Annotated in this window: 23 protein-coding genes and 1 tRNA gene; 5 read left to right on the top strand and 19 right to left on the bottom strand. The window is 69.8% G+C overall.

The annotated features are described in order from the left end of the window. Nucleotides 1-33: 33 nt before the first annotated feature. A complete protein-coding gene (locus ACLJQZ_RS14510) occupies nucleotides 34-204 on the bottom strand; it encodes a zf-HC2 domain-containing protein (protein WP_247057784.1) in 171 nt (56 codons plus the stop codon). A 315-nt stretch (nucleotides 205-519) separates the two neighbouring features. On the opposite strand from ACLJQZ_RS14510, the gene ACLJQZ_RS14505 reads away from it, so the two are divergent. After that, nucleotides 520-768 carry a hypothetical protein gene (locus ACLJQZ_RS14505; RefSeq protein WP_410620525.1) on the top strand — a complete coding sequence of 83 codons (249 nt, stop codon included), beginning with the start codon at nucleotides 520-522 and terminating at the stop codon, nucleotides 766-768. A 45-nt stretch (nucleotides 769-813) separates the two neighbouring features. Here the strand turns inward: ACLJQZ_RS14505 and ACLJQZ_RS14500 are convergent, their stop codons facing one another. Continuing rightward, nucleotides 814-1,287, bottom strand: coding sequence for a dihydrofolate reductase family protein (locus ACLJQZ_RS14500; protein WP_410620524.1), 474 nt, complete (start codon nucleotides 1,285-1,287; stop codon nucleotides 814-816). Between the two features lie 107 nt (nucleotides 1,288-1,394). Between ACLJQZ_RS14500 and ACLJQZ_RS14495 the strand changes: the two genes are divergently transcribed. Continuing rightward, nucleotides 1,395-2,366, top strand: coding sequence for a sigma-70 family RNA polymerase sigma factor (locus ACLJQZ_RS14495; RefSeq protein WP_410620801.1), 972 nt, complete (start codon nucleotides 1,395-1,397; stop codon nucleotides 2,364-2,366). 10 nt (nucleotides 2,367-2,376) lie between these two features. Here the strand turns inward: ACLJQZ_RS14495 and ACLJQZ_RS14490 are convergent, their stop codons facing one another. Next, entirely contained in the window at nucleotides 2,377-3,081 is a 705-nt protein-coding gene (locus ACLJQZ_RS14490; RefSeq protein WP_410620523.1) for a PP2C family protein-serine/threonine phosphatase, read from the bottom strand. 211 nt (nucleotides 3,082-3,292) lie between these two features. Here ACLJQZ_RS14490 and ACLJQZ_RS14485 point away from each other — a divergent pair, with 211 nt between their 5' ends. Further along, nucleotides 3,293-4,345, top strand: a complete 1,053-nt coding sequence (locus ACLJQZ_RS14485; RefSeq protein WP_410620800.1) for a chitinase — start codon at nucleotides 3,293-3,295, stop codon at nucleotides 4,343-4,345. A gap of 65 nt (nucleotides 4,346-4,410) precedes the next feature. On the opposite strand, the gene ACLJQZ_RS14480 is transcribed toward ACLJQZ_RS14485, so the two are convergent. From ACLJQZ_RS14480 to ACLJQZ_RS14460, 5 genes are all read right to left on the bottom strand, one after another. After that, on the bottom strand, nucleotides 4,411-5,259 hold the full coding sequence (locus ACLJQZ_RS14480; protein WP_410620522.1) for a carbohydrate-binding protein: 849 nt from the start codon (nucleotides 5,257-5,259) through the stop codon (nucleotides 4,411-4,413). Nucleotides 5,260-5,308: 49 nt separating this feature from the next. Further along, entirely contained in the window at nucleotides 5,309-6,196 is an 888-nt protein-coding gene (locus tag ACLJQZ_RS14475; RefSeq protein ID WP_410620521.1) for an AraC family transcriptional regulator, read from the bottom strand. 151 nt (nucleotides 6,197-6,347) lie between these two features. Continuing rightward, nucleotides 6,348-7,496, bottom strand: a complete 1,149-nt coding sequence (locus ACLJQZ_RS14470) for a thioester domain-containing protein (RefSeq protein ID WP_410620520.1) — start codon at nucleotides 7,494-7,496, stop codon at nucleotides 6,348-6,350. A 632-nt stretch (nucleotides 7,497-8,128) separates the two neighbouring features. Then, nucleotides 8,129-8,257, bottom strand: a complete 129-nt coding sequence (locus tag ACLJQZ_RS14465; protein ID WP_410620519.1) for a hypothetical protein — start codon at nucleotides 8,255-8,257, stop codon at nucleotides 8,129-8,131. Nucleotides 8,258-8,539: 282 nt separating this feature from the next. Next, nucleotides 8,540-9,097, bottom strand: a complete 558-nt coding sequence (locus ACLJQZ_RS14460) for a TetR/AcrR family transcriptional regulator (RefSeq protein WP_410620518.1) — start codon at nucleotides 9,095-9,097, stop codon at nucleotides 8,540-8,542. Nucleotides 9,098-9,171: 74 nt separating this feature from the next. Here ACLJQZ_RS14460 and ACLJQZ_RS14455 point away from each other — a divergent pair, with 74 nt between their 5' ends. Continuing rightward, nucleotides 9,172-10,194, top strand: a complete 1,023-nt coding sequence (locus ACLJQZ_RS14455; protein ID WP_410620517.1) for an aldo/keto reductase — start codon at nucleotides 9,172-9,174, stop codon at nucleotides 10,192-10,194. A gap of 5 nt (nucleotides 10,195-10,199) precedes the next feature. Here ACLJQZ_RS14455 and ACLJQZ_RS14450 read toward each other — a convergent pair whose 3' ends face one another. The 7 genes from ACLJQZ_RS14450 to ACLJQZ_RS14420 form a co-directional block, all read right to left on the bottom strand. Then, a complete protein-coding gene (locus ACLJQZ_RS14450; RefSeq protein WP_410620516.1) occupies nucleotides 10,200-11,432 on the bottom strand; it encodes a DUF4041 domain-containing protein in 1,233 nt (410 codons plus the stop codon). A gap of 148 nt (nucleotides 11,433-11,580) precedes the next feature. After that, the gene (locus ACLJQZ_RS14445) at nucleotides 11,581-12,819 is read right to left on the bottom strand and encodes a hypothetical protein (protein ID WP_410620515.1); all 1,239 of its coding nucleotides are present in this window, start codon (nucleotides 12,817-12,819) and stop codon (nucleotides 11,581-11,583) included. A gap of 237 nt (nucleotides 12,820-13,056) precedes the next feature. Further along, nucleotides 13,057-13,130 (bottom strand) — tRNA-Leu (locus tag ACLJQZ_RS14440). Between the two features lie 85 nt (nucleotides 13,131-13,215). Further along, nucleotides 13,216-14,559, bottom strand: coding sequence for a lectin (locus ACLJQZ_RS14435; protein WP_410620514.1), 1,344 nt, complete (start codon nucleotides 14,557-14,559; stop codon nucleotides 13,216-13,218). A gap of 248 nt (nucleotides 14,560-14,807) precedes the next feature. After that, nucleotides 14,808-16,142 (bottom strand): NAD(P)/FAD-dependent oxidoreductase, encoded by a 1,335-nt coding sequence (locus ACLJQZ_RS14430; RefSeq protein ID WP_326944428.1) that lies wholly within the window; start codon nucleotides 16,140-16,142, stop codon nucleotides 14,808-14,810. Between the two features lie 84 nt (nucleotides 16,143-16,226). Beyond that, entirely contained in the window at nucleotides 16,227-16,910 is a 684-nt protein-coding gene (locus ACLJQZ_RS14425; RefSeq protein WP_328644837.1) for a uracil-DNA glycosylase, read from the bottom strand. Further along, entirely contained in the window at nucleotides 16,907-17,608 is a 702-nt protein-coding gene (locus ACLJQZ_RS14420; RefSeq protein ID WP_410620513.1) for an endonuclease V, read from the bottom strand. Before ACLJQZ_RS14420 ends, ACLJQZ_RS14425 begins: the two co-directional genes overlap by 4 nt. On the opposite strand from ACLJQZ_RS14420, the gene ACLJQZ_RS14415 reads away from it, so the two are divergent. After that, nucleotides 17,607-19,100 (top strand): S10 family peptidase, encoded by a 1,494-nt coding sequence (locus tag ACLJQZ_RS14415; protein WP_410620512.1) that lies wholly within the window; start codon nucleotides 17,607-17,609, stop codon nucleotides 19,098-19,100. The genes ACLJQZ_RS14420 and ACLJQZ_RS14415 overlap by 2 nt on opposite strands. Here the strand turns inward: ACLJQZ_RS14415 and ACLJQZ_RS14410 are convergent. The 4 genes from ACLJQZ_RS14410 to ACLJQZ_RS14395 are packed head-to-tail and all read right to left on the bottom strand — an operon-like array spanning nucleotide 19,097 to nucleotide 21,772. Further along, the gene (locus ACLJQZ_RS14410; RefSeq protein WP_410620511.1) at nucleotides 19,097-19,366 is read right to left on the bottom strand and encodes a hypothetical protein; all 270 of its coding nucleotides are present in this window, start codon (nucleotides 19,364-19,366) and stop codon (nucleotides 19,097-19,099) included. The two genes, ACLJQZ_RS14415 and ACLJQZ_RS14410, sit on opposite strands and share 4 nt — an antisense overlap. Further along, nucleotides 19,363-20,169, bottom strand: a complete 807-nt coding sequence (locus ACLJQZ_RS14405) for a hypothetical protein (protein ID WP_410620510.1) — start codon at nucleotides 20,167-20,169, stop codon at nucleotides 19,363-19,365. Before ACLJQZ_RS14405 ends, ACLJQZ_RS14410 begins: the two co-directional genes overlap by 4 nt. Then, nucleotides 20,166-20,984: a hypothetical protein gene (locus ACLJQZ_RS14400; protein WP_410620509.1), complete on the bottom strand. Its 819-nt coding sequence runs from the start codon at nucleotides 20,982-20,984 to the stop codon at nucleotides 20,166-20,168. Before ACLJQZ_RS14400 ends, ACLJQZ_RS14405 begins: the two co-directional genes overlap by 4 nt. Beyond that, nucleotides 20,981-21,772: a hypothetical protein gene (locus tag ACLJQZ_RS14395; protein ID WP_410620508.1), complete on the bottom strand. Its 792-nt coding sequence runs from the start codon at nucleotides 21,770-21,772 to the stop codon at nucleotides 20,981-20,983. Before ACLJQZ_RS14395 ends, ACLJQZ_RS14400 begins: the two co-directional genes overlap by 4 nt. Nucleotides 21,773-21,840 lie beyond the last annotated feature (68 nt).

Genomic DNA, 21,840 nt, shown 5'->3' with positions numbered 1-21,840 from the left:
AGCGGCGGGCACCGACAGTTTCCGGCGAGTGTCCTAAGTGGACTTTCCCAGGCTGTCCAGCATGATGCGGACGGACTCGAACTCCCGGACCTCCTGACGGCAGTCCGGGCACGACGCCAGGTGCCGCTCGACCCGCGCCGTCTCGGCGTCGTCGAGCAGGCCCAGGCTGTAGGCCCCGAGGTCGGTCCGGTCGTACCGGCCCATCGATCGTGTCTCCGTTTCCGCATCCCGCAAGGGAACACCCGCACCCCACCAGACGTCTCCAGCGTCCTGGGAGGTACGGCCGATCGGGGACGTTCCCCCGTTTTCCACCCGATCGGCCGACAACTGCGGTCGGAGTTCCGCCCATGTGAGTGACGCGCGTCGTCACGGATCCCACCCGACCGGACACGGAAAGCTTTCTCGCGACCAATTTCGCCGTTCGGCGTCATGGCTCCCGCACTCGGCCGTCGAACCCGCGTCAGGCCGGCATTTCCCGGCCTCGACCTGGGTGCCCAGCGAGCCGAAACGAGGAAAGCGATGACCGTACGAAGCCACCGGGCGGACAACGTCGTCGACGAGGTTGGGGTGTGGCTGACCGGGGAGTTCGGCGCACGGCTCCCGGTCACGGAGATCGACCGCGTCATCCACGTGACGCGGATCGACCTCGAGAGCTGCATCGCGCCGGAGGAGCTCGGGGAGATGCTCCACCGGCTGGGCCGCGCCCGGCTGCAGCGGCTGCTGCAGCTCGCGCCGCCGGCGAAGGTGCGGATCCCGCAAACGCGATGACCGCGGACTTGCCGGACACGTCCAGGGGCGTGTCCGGCAACCGCCCTAGGCGTCGCGGACGGGCCGGTAGGTGAGGCGGACGATGCCGGTGCCGACCGTGCGGTTCCCGACGAGCCGCACCGGTTTCACGGCACTGGTCCGGCCGAACAGGCGCTCGCCCTCCCCGAGCGCGAACGGGCAGACCATCAGCCGCAGCTCGTCGACCAGGTCGTGCTCGATCAGCGCGTGCGCGACCCGGCCGCTGCCGTAGAGGACGACGTCCCCGGCCACCTCCTGCTTCAGCCGCGAGACCGCTTCCACCAGGTCGCCCTTCAGGACCGTCGAGTTCCACTCGAGGTCTCCGGGGGTCGAGGACACGACGTACTTGGGCACGGCGCGCAGCCGGTCCGCCCAGGCGCCGCCGCGGGTCGCCCACCCCTGCGCGAGGAACCACTCGTGGGTCCGCCGCCCCAGCAGCACACGTTCTCGCTGATGACGATCTTCCCCATGGCGGATCTCCTTCTTCGTGTTGTCGGCCACCGGAGAGACGCCGCGAAACCGGGCAAGGGGGCGGTCGCCGAGCGCCCCCTTCTGCGCGCGGGCGGAGTCCGTACAAGATGAACGGACGAAGGGTGGCGAGTGTGGAACTGACCAGCACCGACCGGCTGAGCAGGGCCCGGGCCGGGGACGGCGACGCGTTCCGGGCGCTGACCGAGCCGCACCACCGGGAGCTGCAGGTGCACTGCTACCGGCTGCTCGGGTCGTTCCAGGACGCCGAAGACGCGCTCCAGGACACCCTGCTGGCCGCTTGGCGGGGGCTCGGTGGCTTCGACGGCCGCGCCTCGCTGCGCACCTGGCTCTACCGGATCGCCACCAACCGGTGCCTGAGCACGCTTCGCGCGGCGAGCAGGCGCCCGGCGAAGGAATGGGACATCCCCGGCGTCGAACCGCCGGAACCGACCCGGCTCGGCGAGGTCGTCTGGCTCGAGCCGTATCCCGACGCCCTCCTCGACCCGGAAGCTCGTTACGAGCGAGCGGAATCCGTGTCGCTGGCCTTCGTGACCGCGCTCCAGGTCCTGCCGCCCCGCCAGCTCGCCGTCCTCGTCCTGCGCGACGTCCTCGGGTTCCCCGCGAGCGAGGTGGCCGGCATGCTGGACACGACCGTGGACTCGGTCAAGAGCGCCCTCAAGCGAGCGCGCGCCGGCCTGCGGCACCACCGGCCCGCACCCGGCGCCCCGCCTCCCGCGGCCGGCTCCCCCGCCGAGAACGCGATCGTGGCGGACTTCGTCCACGCCTGGGAGGCCGCCGACGTCGGCGCGCTGGTGACCCTGCTGACCGACGACGTGTTCATGTCCATGCCGCCGCTGCCGCTCGAATACCAGGGCCGGAACGTCGTGGCCCGCTTCTGCGCCGACCTCTTCGGCGCGGGCCGGCGGTTCGAGCTCGTGGCGACCCGCGCCAACGGCCAGCCGGCTTTCGGGTCCTACCTGCGCGCCGCCACCGGCGTCCGGCACGGCACCGGCCTGTACGTCCTCACGCTCGCGGGCGACCGGATCAGCGCCATGTCCCGCTTCGAGAACACCGTGCTGCCCGCGTTCGGGCTACCGCGATCGCTGTGACGAGCGAAAGCTAGGACACCTGGACGACGACCGCCGTCGCGTTGTCCTGGCCGCCCGCCGCCTCCGCGACGGCCAGCAGCTGCCGGACCTGCTCGGCCGGCTCGGCCGGCCGCCCGAGGATCTCGCGGATCCGCTCGTAGGGCACCTGCTCGGCGACGCCGTCGCTGCACAGCAGCAGGACGTCGCCCGGGCGCAGCGCGAGGCTGAGCACGTCCGGCTCCGGGTGCGCGGGGTGCCCGATGTAGCGCGTCAGCTGGTACCGCGCGGCCGACGCCTGGGGCGAGTCGAACGCGTACCAGCCGTTGACCGCGCCGAGCCAGGCCATCGTGTGGTCGGTGGTGAGCAGCTCCAGGAGGCCGTCGCGAAGCCGGTAGGCCCGCGAGTCGCCGATCTGGACGAGCCAGTACCCGCCGCCGGACCCGACGAGCGCGGTGAGCGTGCACCCGGCCAGGCCGCCGATCCGCCTACCGGACTCGTTCACCTCGCGTTGCGCCGCGGCGACCGCCTCCCGCAACGAGTCCGCGGAATCACCTGCGCCCGCGACGAAGACGTCGACCGCGGTCCGTCCGGCCGTTCGGCTGCCTTCACCGTCACCCATTCCGTCGGCGACCACCGCGAGCAACGGATCCTCGGTCAGGTGCACGACATCGAAGTTGGCGGAGTAGCGCCGCCCCACCTCGCTGCCCGCGGCGGCGCGCGTGACATGTCCGGTCATCACCGCATCATGCCAGGGCCGTTCGCGCACACCCGTTGCCCGCGTTGCCCGGTTTCTTGACTGGACTAGACCAATCTGCTCTAGTGACTGGTGTCACGTTCTTCCCGGCCGGATGAGCACCCCCTCTTCGACACCCGGACGCCTCCCCACGTCCGGACCCTGTCGTGGCCGAAGGAGTGAGCGAGCCTTGAGAAGAAGTCTTGTCGCGGTGATTTCCGCCTTTGCGGCCGCAGCCGCGCTCGTGCTCGGTGTGCCCGCGTTGTCCACCGCCGCCCCGCAGGCCGCCGCCGCGGCGTGCAGCGGGCCCAACTGGGTCGCCGGCCAGTGGTACGACGTCGGCGCGGTCGTCAAGTACACCAACGGCAGTTATTACCGCGCCAAGAACGCGAATCCGGGTTACGACCCGATCATCAGCACCTGGTACTGGGAGCCCTACAGCTGTGACGGCGGCGGTGGCGGGACGACCTGCAACGCGCCCAACTGGGTCGCCGGCCAGTGGTACGACGTCGGTGCGATCGTCAAGTACACCAACGGCGGCTACTACCGCGCCAAGAACGCGAACCCGGGCTACGACCCGATCATCAGCACCTGGTACTGGGAGCCCTACAGCTGCGACGGCGGCGGCACGAACCCCGGCAACCCGGGCTCGTTCGTCGTCAGCGAAGCCCAGTTCAACCAGATCTTCCCGGGCCGCAACGGTTTCTACTCCTACAGCGGCCTGACCGCGGCGCTGTCCGCCTACCCCGGCTTCGCGAACACCGGCAGTGACACGGTGAAGAAGCAGGAGGCGGCCGCGTTCCTCGCGAACGTCGACCACGAGACCGGCGGCCTCGTCTACATCGTCGAACAGAACACGGCCAACTACCCGCACTACTGCGACTACAGCCAGTCCTACGGCTGCCCGGCCGGCCAGGCGGCGTACTACGGCCGCGGCCCGATCCAGCTGAGCTGGAACTTCAACTACAAGGCCGCGGGTGACGCGCTCGGCATCGACCTGCTCGGCAACCCCTGGCAGGTCGAGCAGAACTCGGCCGTCGCGTGGAAGACCGGCCTCTGGTACTGGAACACCCAGACCGGGCCGGGCACGATGACGCCGCACAACGCGATCGTCAACGGCCGCGGCTTCGGCGAGACGATCCGCAGCATCAACGGCTCGATCGAGTGCAACGGCGGCAACCCGGCCCAGGTCGAGAGCCGCGTCTCCAAGTACCGCTCGATCAGCGCGGTCCTCGGCGTCGACCCCGGCGCCAACCTCTACTGCTGACCCCGTCGTGAGTGTTTAGGGCGGTTAGAACCGCCCTAAACACTCACGACCCCACGCTGGGAGCCTCAGGCCGTCCGCCACAACGCGGGGACGTTCGGGGGCTCCCAGCCCGGCTGGGCCGTGTGCCCCTGTAAGCACACGTACTCCCGGCCGCCGTAGGTGACGCGGGCGCCGGCCGCGTAGGCGGTGCCCGCCGCCCAAGTGGTGCCGCCCGGCGGCGTCGACGTGGTCGGTGGCGGCGTCCCGGTGGTAGTGGTCGGTGGCGGCTTGCCGGTGGTGGTCGGCGTCTGCGGCACGTTCAGCACGAAGTCGAACGCGGCCTCCTTCGCGCTCCCGTTGTCCCGCACGGTCATCAGCAGCCGCGCGTCGAAGATCGTGTCGGTGTTGTTGCGCGGCTCGTTCGGGAAGTACAGCTGCGTGGTCAGGATCGGCCGGCCCGGCGCCTGGACCTTCACGTGGATGTGCCGGGTGCGGCCCGGGTAGAGGCCCGGCACGATCGTCGACAGCGTGAACGCGCCTCGGGCGTCGGTGTACTGGTGGCCGCGGAAGGTGAAGCCGGTGTTGTCGTAGGCGCCGTTGACGTCCGCCTGCCAGAAGTCCAGCAGCGCGCGGTTCACCGGCAGGCACGCGAGCCCGAAGACGTAACCCGTCACGGTCAGCCGCGTGCCCTGGGTGCCCGGCGTGACGAGCGAGGTCCGTTCCGGCGAGTTCGGCTTGAAGTACGGGCCTTCGGTCTGTTCGGGCGTCGGATCGTCGTCGTCGTGGCACGACGGCGTCAGCTCCGGCGCCTGGCCGCCCACGGCCGCGGTACGGGCGAGCGCGGGGCCGCCGAGCAGCGCGACGGGCGCCGCGACACCGGCGGCCAATGCGGCCCGCAGCACCGTCTTGCGGCTCAGCTTGGTCTCTTCGTCCATGCTCTCGACGGTAAGAGCGCCCCGGGCCGCCGACGATGGACTGGCGCCGTCAGTCGTGGTGCTTCTCGCCGGTGCGGCGGAAGTCGCCGGGGCTCAGCCCAGTCTCCCGCCGGAAGAACCGGCAGAAGTACGCCGGATCGGCGAACCCGACGCGGCTCGCGACCTGCCGGACGGTCAGGTCCGTGCGGAGCAGGAACCGCTTGGCCTCCCGGATCCGCGCCTCCCGCACGAGCTGCGCGGCCGTGCGGCCGGTCGCGGCCTTGACCGCGTCGGTGAGGTACCCCGGGGTGACGCCGATGCGTTCGGCGTGCGCGTGCACCGACCACAGCCCGAGGTCGGCGCGTCCGGTCAGCCGGGCGAACTCCGCCGCCACCGCCCCGGCGCGCACGGGCGGCGCGTCCGGCGTCCCGGGGAGGCGTCCCACGCGCACGACCAGGACGTGCAGCAGCGCCCGCACCACCGAGTCCGCGCCGCGGCGGTGTTCCGCCTCCAGCTCGGCGACGAGCCGCGTGACGTCGGCGTCGGCGCGGTCGTCCAGCTCCAGCCACGGCCGTTCGCCCAGCCGGCGCAGGAGCTCGCGGTCGGCCGGGTAGTCGAGCAGGAAGTCGTCGGTGAACAGCACGACGTGCCCGGACAGGCCCCGGACGCCGGCCCAGTGGTGCACCTGGCCGGCCGCGATGACGCCGAGGTGCGGCGGCCGCAGCGGCCAGCGGGCCAGGTCCACGACGTGCGTCCCGGTGCCGCCGGTGACGTGCACGAGCTCGTGGAAGGTGTGCCGGTGCGGGAACTCCGCGCGCGACAGTGGCCCGATCGTGTCGAACGTCCCGACGGCGAACGGCACCGCGTGCGGCGCCGGCAGCTCCAGCCGGTGCATCGGCAGCTCCCCCGCGCGCGGCGAGGGACACGGCGTCCCGGGCGGAACGGTCGTACCGCGCATGGTCTCGTCCCTTCGCCGGTCGGCGGAAAAGTCTAGACCACTGCGTGCACGGTTCGCCGCTTTCGCCCCGAAGGTCGCAATCCGTTCGTCGGGTACGAAAACGGGGCCGGTCCACTGTGGACCAGCCCCGCTTCGTTCAGTTCAGCTCAGCTCACGCACGGCTGCGGCGACGGCTCACCAGCAGCATCAGCGCGCCGCCACCGAGCAGCAGGCCGCCGACGGTGAACGGCACGGCCGCGTCGACACCGGTGTTGGCGAGCTCGCCGCCACCGCCCGGGGAACCGGCCGGGGTGGTCGGCGCGGGGCTCGTGGCCGGCGCGCCGGCCTCGGTCCAGCTGGCGGCCGCGTTCGCGGTCACCTCGGTCTTCTCCGAGTCGGCGACGATCAGCGACTGGGCCGGCTGCCGCGCGTAGTTCTCGGAGACGAACAGGCGGCCCGTGTCCAGCTCGCCGCTGGCCTTGAGCTCGAAGGCACCCTTGCCCGGCTTGGTGCCGGCCGGGATGTCGACGTAGAGCTTGGTGCCGTCCTTGACGTCCGAAGCCTTCAGCTCCTTGCCGTCGGCGTCGGTGAGCTTGACGCCGTCGGGCAGCTGGCTGGTCAGCGCGGTGATGTCACCGGAGGTCGCGACCGAGAACGGGCCGATCTTGCTGCCCGCGGTGCCTTCGGTCTTGTCCGCGGCGACGTTCAGCGTCGGCTTCGGCTGCGCGGCGAGACCCTTGTTCTGGTCACCGGTCAGGTAGCCGTACAGCGCGGCGACGTCGGCGTTGGCGTCGGCCGAGTTCTCCTCGGCCAGCGGCTTGGTGGCGTCGAGGTTCACGCCGTCGCTGAAGTGCCACACCGCGGCCTGCGTCGCGGCGATGGCCTCGCGCTCGGAGACGCCGCCGTGGACGGTGACGCCCGCCTTGCCCAGCGCGCTGCCCAGCGCGTCGAGGCCGGTGCCCGGGTAGCCGTGGTGCAGGACCCAGTTGATCTTCGGGCTGTTCTCCTCGAACGGGCCCTTGGCGGGGTACTTGTTCCACGGGCGCTCGACCATGTCGACGTCGGTCCGCAGGCCGACGGTGATCTGCACGCAGTAGAGCTTGAGGGTGCTGCCGTCGGACAGCTTCATCGAGAACAGCTCGGCGATGTAGTCGCCGCCCTTCCCGAGGTTGAGCCGGTAACCGACGGTGCCACCGTTCCCGTCGACCTTGCCGTGAGCGGCACCGTCGTCGGCGAGGGCGGCCGGAGCGCCGACCATGACAGCGGCGGCCGCGGCGAGAGCCGCGATCCCGCCGCGCACGAGTCCTGACCTGACCTGCATAAATCTCCTATCCGAGCCCGAATCACGACGTCAATGACCGCGTGAGACCAGCCCCGATCACGACGGCCACCAATTCGGGTGACTGATCACCCGGTCAAGCGACACCGGAGCATACATGGACCTCACAGAGGTCACTTCCGGTGTCCCCGTTAACTCGAATGTGTTGTCCAGAAGGGCAAGAAGAAGCCAGAAAAGTGCAGATTGCTACCTCGGAAACGCGTTTTCCGAGGTTCGCATACCGGGCGAACCGGACTCTTGATCGACCACTGTGGACGGTATGGCACGCGGGGATCGCCGTGGGAGAATTCGGGGGAAACTTTCGCACGACGCCGGGGACCGCGCTCGCGATGACGATCGACACGCCGTGCGACGACCTGGTGCTGGTCGGGGCCGGGCCGGTCGCCGAGGTGTACGCGGGTGTCGAGGGGGACACGGCGTTCGCGCTCAAGATCTTCCCCGGCCCGTTGGACCGCTCGACGCGGAGTGCGCTGGAGCGCGAGCAGGCCCGGCTGCGGGGCACTTCCGTCCTGCTCCCGGACGTCGACGCGTTGCCTGATGGCCGCGCGGTGTTGCGGCTGCCGTTGTGTTCGCAGTCCCTGGCCGACCTTCGCCGCCCCGACCTCGGCCGTCGCCTAGGCGAGCGCCAACGGCGTGGCCGGCTTCGGCGACTGCACGGGCTTCGGCAGCGCCACGGGCTTGGCGACGAGGTGCGGCAGCGTGATGTGGTTGGCCTGCCCGGGCTGCGCGGTCTGGTGCTTCACGACCGGCCCCTTCTTGCGGGACACCGGCTTGGCCTGGCTGTGCTTCGCCGGAGCGTGCTTGGCCGGAGTGTGCTTCGCGGGCTGGGCAGACCTTCTGCGCGACCTTCGCGGCCGGCGCCGCGAGGGGCGCGACGGCGGCCGGCGCGACGGCGGGCCGCGCGGCCCACCTTGCTGGATGTTGTCATGCTGCTCTCCCCGTACGGATGACCTCGCGAAATGCGGGTTCCGTGCAGCGTGGGCGGGGAGGATCCAGGGCGGGTACACCCGGCGTACATCGGGGTTTCAGGCGCGCCGGAGTCCGTCGACGAGCACGCCGACCATGCGCTGGTTGTACTCGATGCCCTCGCCGCGCACGGGCTGGCACAACAGCGCGATGGCGTGCATCAGGTCCTTCGCGCTGACGTCGGCGCGGATCCCGCCGGTCGCGACAGCGGCGTCGAGCAGCGCCGCGAGCACGGGTTCAAGCCGTTCCATGAAGTACCCGGGCAGGCCGTCGAAGGCCGGATCCCCGGAGTGCAGGGCCGTCGCGAGGCCGCGTTTGGTCCCGACGAACGCGGAGTACCGGCGCAGCCACTCCGCGAGCGCCACCCGCGGTTCGTGCTCGGCGCTGAGCGCCGGACCGGCGACCGCGCAGGTGTCGATCCCCCGGTGCAGCACGGCCACGACCAGGTCCGCACGCTGCGGGAAGTGCCGGTAGAGCGTCCCGACACCGACCCCGGCCAGGTCGGTGATTTCTTTCGCGGGAGCGTCCACGCCCGAGGTGGCGAAGACCTTTTTTGCGGCTTCGAGCAGGGCGTCGACGTTGCGCTGGGCGTCGGCGCGCAGCTTGCGCGGTTGCATAACCGGAAAGCCTTTCCATATAGTAGCGGAAGAGCTTTCCGCTTATGCCCACACTACCGCCAGGAGCGCCCCTCATGCAGTACCGCACCCTCGGCCGCACCGGCATCAAGGTCAGCCCGTACGCGCTGGGCACCCTGATGTTCGCGACGTCCATCGGCAACCCCGACCCCGAGGACTCGATCCGCGTCATCCACAAGGCCCTGGACGCGGGCATCAACTTCGTCGACACGGCCGACGCCTACGGCGACGTCGAAGACGTGGTGGGCAAGGCCCTCAAGGGAAGACGTGACAACGTGGTCCTGGCCACCAAGTTCAGCCGCCCGACCGGCGACGACCCCAACCACCAGGGCACGTCGAGGCGCTGGATCATGACCGCGGTCGAGAACTCGTTGCGCCGCCTGCGGACGGACCACATCGACCTGTACCAGATCCACCGCCCCGACCCGTCGACGGACATCGAGGAAACCCTCTCGGCCCTGAACGACCTGATCCACAGCGGCAAGGTCCGCGCAATCGGCACGTCGGCGATGCCGGTATCGGACCTCATCGAGGCTCAGTGGGCCGCGACCCGCCGCGGCTTCGAGCGGTTCCACACGGAGCAGCCGCCATACTCGATCCTGAGCCGCGGAATCGAGCGCGAAGTCCTCCCGGCCACGCAACGCCACGGAATGGGCACCCTGGTCTGGGGCCCGCTGGGGCAAGGAATGCTGACAGGCCGAGTCCGCCGCGGCGAGGAGAACACCCTGCGCCGAGCGGGCCTGCTGAAGCACCTGAACGATTCACGCCGCATCGACGTCGTGGAGCAACTGATCCCCCTGGCAGCGTCGGCAGGCATGCCCATGACCCACTTGGCGATGGCGTTCGCCATCTCCCACCCGGGCGTCACAAGCGCGATCATCGGCCCCCGCACGATGGCCCACCTGGACGACCTGCTGGCCGGGATGGAGGTCACGCTGTCGGACGAGGTACTGGACCGCATCGACGAGATCGTCCCTCCGGGCACGAACGTGAGCGCACTGGACCAGGACTTCGTACCGCGGGCCCTACAGGAAGTCCCCCTCCGCCGCCGCCCGGTGAGCGAACGCTCGGCCGCCTGACCGTTCTACCTCCGGCTCTCCTCCGGCCAGGACGCGCGGCTCTGGAAGTACTGCGACGCCTCGGGTGTCTCGTTGAACTCGAGGATGTTTCCGAGCTTCTCGGCCAGAACCGCGCGAATCTCCTGCGGCGTGATGAAGAAGAACTCCCGTCGCAGGTTGACCTGGTTCAGCCGGCGATCGGCGAACATCTTGTGCAGCTCGTTCTCGAGCGCGATCGCGTCCTCCGAGAAGTGCAGCAGGTGAGTGTCGAAAGGGAACGGAACCGACGCGTCACCGAGTTCCAGGATGCGGTCCCGAGGTTCGAGGCGCCGGGTCATCCCGATCTTCACGACGCTCTCACCGAACGCACCGATGTTGCTGATGACGTATACGTACCCAGCCCGGATGTTGGCGATGCGATAGTCGTTCCGCGCTATCGCGTCGTCGATGGCGGTCAACCGCTCGCGCAGCTCCTCGGCTTGCCCTTGCTTGCCCTGCTCGGCAAGTTTCGCGAGGGCGTTGGCGTAGTGGTCACGTTCCTTCTCCAAGCGGTCGCGTTCGGATTGGAGTTCCGCTTCCGCGCGTTTCTCTTCCCTCAGACGTTCACGCTCAGCCCTGGCCGCTTCGCGTTCCTCCTGCACCTTGAAGTGGTAGTCACCAGTCAGCTCGATCTCGCGAAGCCGAAGCAGGTGGTACTCGGGAGCAACGCGCATCTCCATCATCTTGCCGAGCTTCACGATCGACTCGACCGATCTGTCGAGGCGCTGCTTCGCCGAGGCCACTGTGCCGGCGCGAACGGATCGGACACAGTTGTCGGCCTCGGCGTTGTACGCCCGCAACATGAGCTTCGAAAAGTCGGCCGTCATCTTCCGGCCCTGCGCCAGCGAGTTGTTGTAGGCGAACCGATCAGCGGCGAGGATCGCGACGCCGTTCTTGACGAACTCCTTCACCTCTTGCCGGATCGTAGCCAGTGCCTCCTTGAACTGTTCTGCGTTCTCGAGAGGGTGGTGGTACTCGTAGATCCCGACCTGCTGGAGCAGGATCGCATCGTTGAGCTCGACCAACTCATTTCTTGCCTGGTCGAGCTGTTCGCGGACGGCTTCGAGCTCCTGGCGGACCGACGCGGTCGGCTCCTCTTGCAGGTCGAGGTCACGCGGCGGCTCTACGACGTCAGGCCGCGGAGTCGCGGCAGCCGGAGGAGCTTCCATCGGCGAGTCCGCGGCGGGCTGGCCCCCTTGATCGACCGAACCGTCGGCCACCCAGAACTCCCAGCCCGGAGGCGCCGGCGGCCAGGACGGGTGCGGCTGCCACCCCTGAGGCGGCACCCAACCAGGCTGCGGAGGTGGCCATCCCGGCGGCGGAACGAATTGGAGACCGTTCACCGAGTCGCCCCGCTGGTGAAGGCGCTCATCCACGAACACCCTTCTTGTCGTCGATCGGGGTCAATCGATGCGGCGTCTTCGACACGACAGCGCGAAGGTGTTTCAGCGTTTCGGACGGAGTAATCCGGGACAAGTCGATCTGCAGGAAGTCTTCACGGCTCACCGCCAGTGCGACGAGCCGAACGAACACGTCCCTGCCGACGGCGGGATCGACGTGGTTGACGCCGCCGACCAAGGAGATGCTGTCGATCCTCCCCGCACGGTCCGACTCCCACACCTCGTGGAGCGTTCGCAAGGTCATGTTGTTGAGCAGGTTGACGTACCTGGTCGTCACGTCTTTTTGCGTCAACGTCGTTTCCGCGATCTCGTCACTGGCGCGCACGTAGCGGAAAACTTTGGTCTTCGGGATCACCTCAGGCGACGGGAACACGACCGTGATGGACAGTTCGCGCAAGTCCGAGCTGTACGAGAAGTCGAAATCACTGTTGTCGGCGATGACGTCCGGGTAGATCGAGTTGCCGAACACGATCCCGACATACTCGTCGACCGCCTCGGGTTCGCTCTTCGCGAGCCGGTTGATCAGATCGTCGAGCCGAGCGTTTTCCACATCGACGACCCGTTGCCGTTCGTCACACTCGGTGTCATACCGCCGTCGATCGTGGGCAAGTCTCCGCAATCGCTCGCCCTCCACGGCTTGGTGCTGCTGCGCCGCAGCCAGCTGCCGTTGCGGAATCTGCGCGACCACGGCTCGCCAAGCAGCGTGTGCCTGCCCGAACTGGGCCTGTGCGGCAGCGGTCGCAGCGGCGTGCTTCTTCTTGGCGAAGACCGCCGAGATACCGGCCGGCGCCGCAGGCGGCTGAAAGTAGGGCTCCAGAGGAGCAACGATCGGCACCGGCGCGGGCGCCGCTGTTGTGTGCACCGACTGGAAAGGCGGATGTTCAGCGACCCGGCGAAGGTTTTCCAGATCGACGTAATCATCGACAGCCAGTGTCGACTCGAGAATGCTGTCGATAGCGGCCAACTCTTCTCGCAGATCCGCGTTGAGCGACTCGACCTTCGTCTGCTGGGCTTCGACGTGGAGGCGCTTCGCCTCACGTTCCGCCTGGGCCGCCGCCTGCACATCCGCGCGCGCCATACGCTCGCGTGCCATAGCGGCGGCAGCCTGAGCGCGATGCATTTCCCGTTCGAGACGCACCCGTTCCCGCTCAGCGGCTGCCACCTGCCGCGCCCGCTCCTTCTGCGCCTTGGCCGCCTGATACTGCATCTCGGCGAAAAACCCTCGGCGACGCCCCATCGATTTGCCCTCCGACCTCAGCGCAGTCCCCAGTTCTCCTGGGTATCGCTGAGGCGAGGGAAATGTTTCACCCGTGCACAACTCCGCACACGAGCGAGTGAACCGGGCGCACTGGACTCACCCAGACAGATCGGAAACACGCCGAGAGACCGCAGCAGGACCAGACCGACCGATCCGAATACATGGACGCCAATCGTTACTCATTTGTGCCCCCGACGGGGTTCGAACCCGCACTGGGTCGATTTTAAGTCGACTGCCTCTGCCAGTTGGGCTACGGGGGCACCGCACACTCTAGGCGATCCCGGCCCGCGCAAGCCACGAGGCCGGACGGGGGTGTCCCCGGCCGGCCTCGTGTCTACTGTGGATTCAGTTCAGCGTCCAGGACTGGTTGGCGCTGCCCGCGCACGTCCAGATCTGCAGCGGGGTGCCGTCCGCGGAGCTGGGGCCCGTGGCGTCCAGGCACTTGCCCGAAGCCGGGTTGACCAGCTGGTTGCCCGTGTGGGTCCACTGCTGGGCGCCCGTTCCGTTGCAGTCGTAGAGCTGGACCTTCGCGCCGTTCGCGGTGCTCGCCGCGTTCACGTCCAGGCACTTGCCCAGGGCTCGCAGCGTGCCCGAGGTCGACGTCCACTTCTGGGCCGTCGTGCCGTTGCAGGTGTACAGGTCGACCGCCGTGCCGTTGGCCGAGGAGGCGCCCGCGACGTCTACGCACTTGCCGCCGTAGCCGGTGATCGTGCCGCTGCCCGCGGGCGGTGGGGTGGTCGTGCCGCCGCCGGTGATCGCGTTGAAGATCCTCGAGTACGCGTAGCCCGTCGCGCGGTCGTAGTCCTGGAGCTCCCAGAACGACAGCTCCGCGACGCCGTTCTGGGCGGCGAACGTCTCCAGCTGCTGCGCGTCGGACTGGCTGAACTGCGCGCCGTCGTCGTTGCGGCCGGCGATCGGGGTCAGGCCCATCATCGCGTAGGCCGCCGACGTCGAGATGCCGTACAGGCTCGCCAGCTGCGACGCGCTGGCGCGGGCCGCGGACAGGGCGTCGCCCAGCACCGGCTGGCCGTCGTAGAAGTCCATCACCATCAGGTTGACGACGCTGACCTTGACGCCCTTGTTCTTGGCGTCGCGCAGCAGGTCCAGCTCGTTGCCCGGGATGCCCGACGGGTCGACGGCCAGCGTGTAGTCGACCTGGACCGCGCCGTTCTGCTGCTGCAGCGCGGCCAGTGCGGAGTTGCGGCGCTGGTTCGACGCCGTGTCGCCGAGGACGCCGCCCTCGATGTCGAAGTCCAGGCGGTTCGTGCCGTAGCTGCTGACCACGTTCGCGTACGCCGCGGTCAGGCTGCTGGTGTTCGTGCAGGTCTGGGCCAGCTCGCCACCCTCCGCGCCGCCGAAGGACGGGATGACGTTGCCGCCCGCGGCCTGCAGCGCGCTGATCTGCGTCTTGAACGAGCCGACGCCGGTGCCGTTCGCTTCCCAGACCGGCGTGCAGCCGGACTGCGGGGTGAGGAACGCGAGCGTGAAGAACTTGGTGCCGGTGGCGCTCATGTCGGCGGACATCTGGCCGGCGTCGGAGTCGCTGATCTGCAGGTAAGGGGCCGCGTAGTGGGCGGGGAAGGCGGGGCCGGCCGCGGCCGCGGTGCCGGGCACGCCGGCGATGACGGCGACGCTCAGCACGGCGGGCAACGCCGTGACGAGGGCCGCTCGGGTTTTGGAAAAGCGCATGAAAGCTCCTGGGACCGTGGGGACGGGCGGTGCGGAGTCGATCCGACGACCGTCGGCGAGGGGGAGGTTCGCCGACTTATTCTTCGTAGTGAAGAAAGGGATACCCGCTCAACGGCCCAGTTGTCCAGACCATGTCGCTCACCGGCACACAGTCGGTCATTTCCTGGCAACTGCCCCAAAAGGCTCTTAACAGGCCACAAAAGAGCCCCCGCCCGCCGAAGCGGACAGGGGCTCTTCCGACCGGAACGTCAGGACTTCGAGACGCGCGCGAACTCGTCCTTCGGGTTGTTGATCTGGCCCAGCGAGATGACCTCACGCCGGAACAGGCCGCCGAGGATCCAGTCGAACAGGATGCGGATCTTGCGGTTCCACGTCGGCATCGCCTTGAGGTGGTACGCGCGGTGGAACAGCCACGCCGGGAAGCCCTTGATCTTCAGGTTCAGCGCGTCGGCGACGCCCTTGTGCAGGCCCAGGCTCGCGACCGCGCCGAGGTTCTTGTGGTAGTAGTCCTTCGGCTGGCCGCCGCGGATCACCTTGATGATGTTCTTGGCGAGCAGCCTCGCCTGGCGGACCGCGTGCTGGGCGTTCGGCGGGCAGGTGGCCGTCGGGTCCTCTTCGGTGCGCGAGAGGTCCGGGATGGCCGCGTTGTCGCCCGCGGTCCACACGTCCGGGTGGCCGACGACCTGCATGGCCGCCGTCGCCTCGAGGCGGCCGCGCTTGTCCAGCGGCAGGTCCGAGTCGGCCAGCACCGGGTTGGCCTTCACACCCGCGGTCCAGATGAGCGTGTCGGTGTCGAACTCGGTGCCGTCCGAGAGCTCGACGTGGCCGTTCTCGAACGACTTCGCCGCCGTCGACAGGTAGACCTCGATGCCGCGCTTCTCCAGCTGCTCGACCGTGTACACCCCGAGCGTCTCGCGGACCTCGGGCAGGATGCGCCCGGCGGCCTCGACGAGCACCCAGCGGACGTCGGCCGGCTCGATGTTCGGGTAGTAGTTCTCCACCGCGAAGCGGGTCATGTCCTCGAGCTCGGCCAGCGCCTCGATGCCGGCGAACCCGCCGCCGACGACGGTGAACGTCAGCAGGCGCTTGCGCAGCTCGGGGTCGAGCGTGCTGGCCGCCTCGTCGAGCTTGGTCATGATGTGGTTGCGGAGGTAGATCGCCTCGCCGATGGTCTTGAAGGCGATGCCCTGCTCGACCAGGCCCGGGATCGGCAGGATGCGGGCGACGGCGCCGAGCGCGACCACGAGGACGTCGTAGCCGAGCTGCTCGATGTGGCCGTCGGCGGCCTCGACCGTGACGGACTTCTTGTCGTTCTCGATCTTGGTGACGCGCGCGGTGAGCACGTGGCAGCGCTTGAGGACGCGGCGCAGCGGCACGACGACGTGGCGGGGCTCGATCGCGCCGGCCGCGGCCTCCGGGAGGAACGGCGCGTAGGTCATGTGGGGCTGCGGGTCAACGACGGTCACGGAGGCCTCGTTGGCCCGGAGCATCTTCTGGAGGCCGAACGCCGTGTAGAGCCCGACGTACCCACCACCGAGGACAAGGATCCGAAGCGGTTCCGACTTCGACTTCGCAGCAGCCATGAACTCATAGTCGCACCTTCACACCGACCTTGCGAGGGGACCCCATCTCGCTGTGACCAGCGTCGCTGCACCTTCCGTAACGATTCAGTCCGAGGCCGTCACCGAGGTCGCGGCGCGGAAGACGTCGGCCACCATCGTGTGGGTCAGGAGCCCGGTCTGGACATTGCGCGGCGAGACGTGATAACAGCCGAAAATCCGCAGGTCGCCGAGCTTCAGGACCGTGCCGTGGCCGAACGCGGGACGCGGCGACGGCACCGGCCAGCCGGCCGCGGCGAGCACGGGCAGCAACGCCTGCCAGCCGAACGCGCCGAGCACCACGATCGAGCGCAGTGTCGGACGTAACAGCGTCAGCTCCTCCGCGAGCCACGATCGGCACGTGTCGCGCTCGGCCGGCGTCGGCTTGTTCTCCGGCGGCGCGCAGCGCACCGGCGCGACCAGCCGCGTGCCGTACAGCTCGAGGCCGTCGCCGATCGCCGTCGACGTCGGCTGCGACGCGAGCCCGACCTCGTGCAGCACCCGGAACAGGAAGTCGCCCGACGGGTCGCCGGTGAACATCCGGCCGGTGCGGTTCGCGCCGTGCGCCGACGGCGCCAGCCCGACCACGGCGAGCTTGGCGTCCGACGGGCCGAAGCCCGGCACCGGCCGCGCCCAGTACTCCTCGCCGCGGAACGCCGCCTTCGTGCCCGCGACGCCCTCGCGCCACTCGACCAGCCGCGGGCAGGCGCGGCACGCGGAGACGGCGGCGTCGAGCTGGGCGAGCGTCCTCATCGCAGCGCCACCCGGGACAGCCGGTCGGCCTGCCGCGTCGTCTCGGGCAGCCGGTAGCGCGGCGCCAGCGCGAGCGTCAGCCGGCACGCGTGGGCCAGGTCGATCCGGTGCCCGGCCGAGACGTACACCGGCTTGACGCCGTCCTGGGTGCGCAGCACCGCGCCGACCACCTCCCCCGCGTCGACCAGCGGCACGGACGAGCCGCGCGCGTGGTCCGGCTCGTCGTGCGAGCCGACGAACCGCGTCTTGCCGACGCCGAACGCGGGCCGCCCGGTCAGCACGCCCAGGTGGCAGGCGAGCCCGAACCGCCGCGGGTGGGCGAGGCCGTGGCCGTCGCAGACCAGGACGTCGGGCTCGTGGTCGAGCCGCTCGAGCGCGGCCAGCAGCGGCGGCAGCTCGCGGAAGGCGAACAGGCCCGGCTCGTACGGGAAGACGGCCTTGGCGCGGACCGTCCGCTCCTCCACCACGGTCAGCCCCGCCGTCTCCAGCGTGACGACCGCGGCGGCGATCCCGTCGGCCCCGTCGTAGGCGACGTCCAGGCCGGTCACCGTCGGCGGCAGCTCCGGGACGTCGTCGGTGAGGTCGACTTCGCCGCGCAGCCGTTCCTGCACGGCGAGCGCGTCGGCGATCGTCGTCGGCCAGTCTCCGGTGTGCACCAAGTCACCCTGCCACAGTGATCCGGCTAAGTTGGGGTCCATGGCGGACACGACCCCCGAAGAGGCTCCCGAGAAGACGACTCCCGAAGTCAAGGAGCTCCCGGCCGAACCGGCCGACGACATCGTCACGACCCAGCACACGCTCACCGTGAAGCGGAAGACGCTGTCCTACACGGCGAAGGCCGGGCGGATCGTCCTCCGCAAGGAGGTCGTGAAGGACGGCAAGTCCGAGGGGCCGAAGGCGAAGGCCGAGGTCTTCATCACCTCCTACACCCTCGACGACGCCAAACCCGGCTCGCGGCCGGTCACGTTCGCCTTCAACGGCGGACCCGGCTCGTCGAGCATCTGGCTGCACATGGGGCTGCTCGGGCCGCGGCGCGTGCTCTCCGGCGACGTCGACAACCCGGAGCCGCCGCCGTACGGGCTGGCCGACAACCCCGAGACGCTGCTGGTGCACAGCGACCTGGTGTTCATCGACCCGGTGTCGACGGGTTACTCGCGCGCGGCCGAGGGCGGCGAGACGAAGGACTTCCACGGCTTCAAGGGCGACATCGAGTCGGTCGGCGAGGTCATCCGGCTCTGGGTGTCGCGCCACGAGCGCTGGCTGTCGCCGAAGTTCCTGGCCGGCGAGTCGTACGGCACGCTGCGCGCCGCCGGGCTGGCCGCGCACCTGCAGGACCGCCACGGGCTCTACCTCAACGGCCTGCTGCTCATCTCGTCGGTGCTCGACCTCGGCACGCTGCAGTTCAGCGAGGGCAACGACCTGCCGTACTCGCTGTACGTGCCGACGTACGCGGCGATCGCGCACTACCACGGCCTGCACGGCGAGCGCCCGCTCGACGACGTTCTCGCCGACGCCGAGGACTTCGCGGCGAAGGACCTGCCGTGGGCACTGGCCCGCGGCGCCCGGCTGTCCACACAGGACAGGGCTGACGCCGTGGCCACGCTGGCGTCGCTGACCGGGCTCACCGAGTCCTATGTGGACCGGGTGAACCTGCGGATCGAGCACGTCCGGTTCTTCACCGAGCTGCTGCGCGACCGCGGCCTCACGGTCGGCCGGATGGACGGCCGGTTCACGACGTGGGAGCCGGACGGCGGCCGCGAGCACATGAGCGACGACCCGTCGATCTCCCGGGTGATCGGCGCGTACTCGGCGGCGTTCAACCACTACGTGCGGGCCGAGCTGGGCTACGAGAACGACCTGCCGTACGAGATCATCCACGAGGACACGTTCAAGGCGTGGTCGTACAAGGAGTTCGAGGGCCGCTCGATCTCGGTGGTCGACTCGGTGAGCGCGGCGATGCGCGCGAACCCGCACCTGAAGGTCCACGTCGCGTTCGGCCACTACGACGGCGCGACGGCGTACTTCGCGGCCGAGCACGTGCTGGCGCACCTGCAGATCCCGGAGGAACTGCGCGACAACATCGACACGGCGTACTACCCGGCGGGGCACATGATGTACGTCCACGAGCCGACCCGGGTGCAGCAGGCCAAGGACCTCGGGAAGTTCGTCAAGAAGGCGTCGAACCGCTAGCGCGGTCCGGTGGCGTCCGGTCCGGTCCGAGCCGGGCGCCACCGAGTTCCCGCTCGCGCCACCGGATGCCGTCCCAGCGAATATCGGCCGCCGATGACGCAGATGCCGACCACGATCGCGAAGTAGCGCGGCAGACCGCGGCTGTACAGCGACCGTCTGGTGGCGATCAGCGCGGTCAGCAGCGGCGCCGGCCGGCCGACGCGCTGACCGTGACCCGCCAGCCACTTCAGCGCGGCCGGCTCCTCCGCCGACGTCACCTCGATCATCGGGCCTCCTGTGGCGGCGACCAGTCCACCGGGGTGCCCGGATCCGGGACCGGCGGCGTGCCGTAGTCGCCCGGTGGCAGCCGCCGGTACCGGCGCACGTGCCGGACGATGGCGACCACCTGCAGGAGCACCACCGCCGCGGAGTAGCCGAGAAGCCAGGACGTGAAGCCTGGCGGCAGGCTGTTCTCCAGCAGGTCCAGCACCAGCGGGACGACCACGAGGATCGGCGTCACGACGTAGACCTGATCGGCGCGCAACGCCCGGGCGACGGCGAGGGATTCGGCGGTTTCGGCGAAGAGCGGGCGGCGGACGGTGCCGATCAGGACCCAGCCGGTGCACAGCGCGCTCAAGATCAGCAGGCCCAGCCAGCTCGCCGCGTACGTGCGGGCCGTCGGGTACATCGCGACGGCGAGCGCGATCCCACCGCCGAACGCGACCACGAGGGACGCCAGGAACCAGCCGCCGACGACCTGCCACCACGGTTCCGCCGGCTTCCGCGACGGGTCCCACACGCGCAGGAGGTCCCGGTCGTTACGGCGGAAGCCGTCCCACATCGAGAGCTGCATCCCGAAGTAGAGGAAGTAGATCGGGACGCTCTCGGTCATGCCGTGACCGAACAACAGCGAGTAGCCCACTCCGGCGGAACTGGCGACCACGACGTAGAGGAAGTAGCGCCACCACTGCGACGGCTGTCTGGTGGCGATCAGCGCGGTCAGCACCGGCGTCGGCCGGCCGACGCGCTGACCGTGACCCGCCAGCCACTTCAGCGCGGCCGACTCCGTCGCCGCGGTCACCTCGATCATCGGGCCTCCTGCGGTGGTGACCAGTCGACGGGGACGTCCAGGTCCGGCAGCGGCGTGCCGTAGTGGCCCGGCGGCAGCTTCCGGGAGCGGCGCAGGTGCCGGACGTAGCCGACCACCTGCAGGACCAGCACCAGCGCGATGTAGCCGGCCAGCCACGGCGTGAACGCCGCCGGTTGGTGGTTCCCCAGCAGCGGGTCCAGCATCAGCGGCAAGACCGCCATCAGCGGTGACGCCGCGTAGATCGCCTCGACCCGCAGTGCCCGGGCGACGGCCAGCGATTCGGCGTCGGCGGCGATGAGCGGGCGACGCAGCACGCTGACCAGGACCCAGCCACTGACGAGCGCGCTCAGCGCGAGCAGCCCCAGCCAGCTCACGGCGTACGTCCGGGCGGGCGTCGTCGCGTACATCGTGACGGCGAGCGCGATCCCGCCCCCGAACGCGACCGCGACGGACGCGAGGAACCAGCCGCCGAGGACCCGCCACCACGGTTCCGCGGGCTTCCGCGACGGGACGGACTCACGGAGTTCCCGTTCGCGGAGGTGACTGCTGTCCCGGGCGGCGAGCTGGAGCGCGAAATAAATGAAGTAGACGGGATAGCTTTCGGTCATTCCCGGGCCGAAGAGCCGCGTGTACCCCAGCCCGCCGACGAAGACGAGCAGCACGTAGCCGATGTAGCGCGGGAACCAGCGGCCGTTGAACGCCTGCCTCGTCGCGATCAACGCGGTCAGCACCGGGGTCGGCCGCTCGACCCGCTGCCCGCGCTTGGCCAGCCACCGCCGGGCCGCTTCCTGCTCCGCGGCGGTCACCATGATCATCGGACCGCCACCGCCACGCCGTAGGTCCCCGCCGGCAGCAGCCGGCGCCGGTACTGCCGGTAGCGGCCGACGAGCAGGGTCACCAAGGCGAGGATGACGTAACCGACGAGCCACGGCGTGAACTCGTGCGGCTGCCGGCCCGACGTCAGGACGTCGAAGAGCACCGGGAACGCGAACAACGCGGGCATCGTGATGTACGGGTCTTCGGTCCGCACCACGGCGTCGATCATCAGCGACGTCTCGTCCTCGGCGAGGACCGGCCGCCGGAGCACGCCGGTCAGCACCACCGCCGTCACGGCCGCGCCGATCGCGAGCATCCCGAGCCAGCCCACCGCCCAGACCCACGCGGACGTCGTCACGCACATCGCGACGGCCAGGAGCGCGCCACCGCCGAAGGTGATCAGCACCGAGGCCAGGTACCAGCCGTCCAGCGACTCCCGCCACGGCGGCCGGGGCACGTCCAGCCGCCGGTCGCCCAGCCAGGCCGCGGCCCGCCGGTCCGCCCAGCGCACCGGGAGCCAGACGAGCACCACCACGCCGGCGTAGGCCGCGAAGTACCCGACGCCCAGCGGCAGGTGGAGCCAGAGCGCCAGGAACTGCAGGATGCCGCCGGCGAGCACGACCACCGTCAGCACCAGCACCACCCACGCCCAGTATCCCGGCGGGCGCGCGGCCCGGCGCGCGCCCAGCCGCAACGCCAGCAACGGCGTTGGCCGCGCCACCTCGACGCCGCGTTTGGCCAGCCACTTCCCGGCCGCTTCGACCTCGGCCTTCGTCGGTTCGTACACGTCTCCCCCTCGCCTCGGGGAGTACACGCACGAACCGGTCAAAAGGTTGACCCGAAAACGGCCCGCCT

It is taken from the genome of Amycolatopsis sp. cmx-8-4 (assembly GCF_046548675.1).
Classification (GTDB): domain Bacteria; phylum Actinomycetota; class Actinomycetes; order Mycobacteriales; family Pseudonocardiaceae; genus Amycolatopsis.
This window is presented reverse-complemented; position numbering and strand designations above follow the sequence as displayed.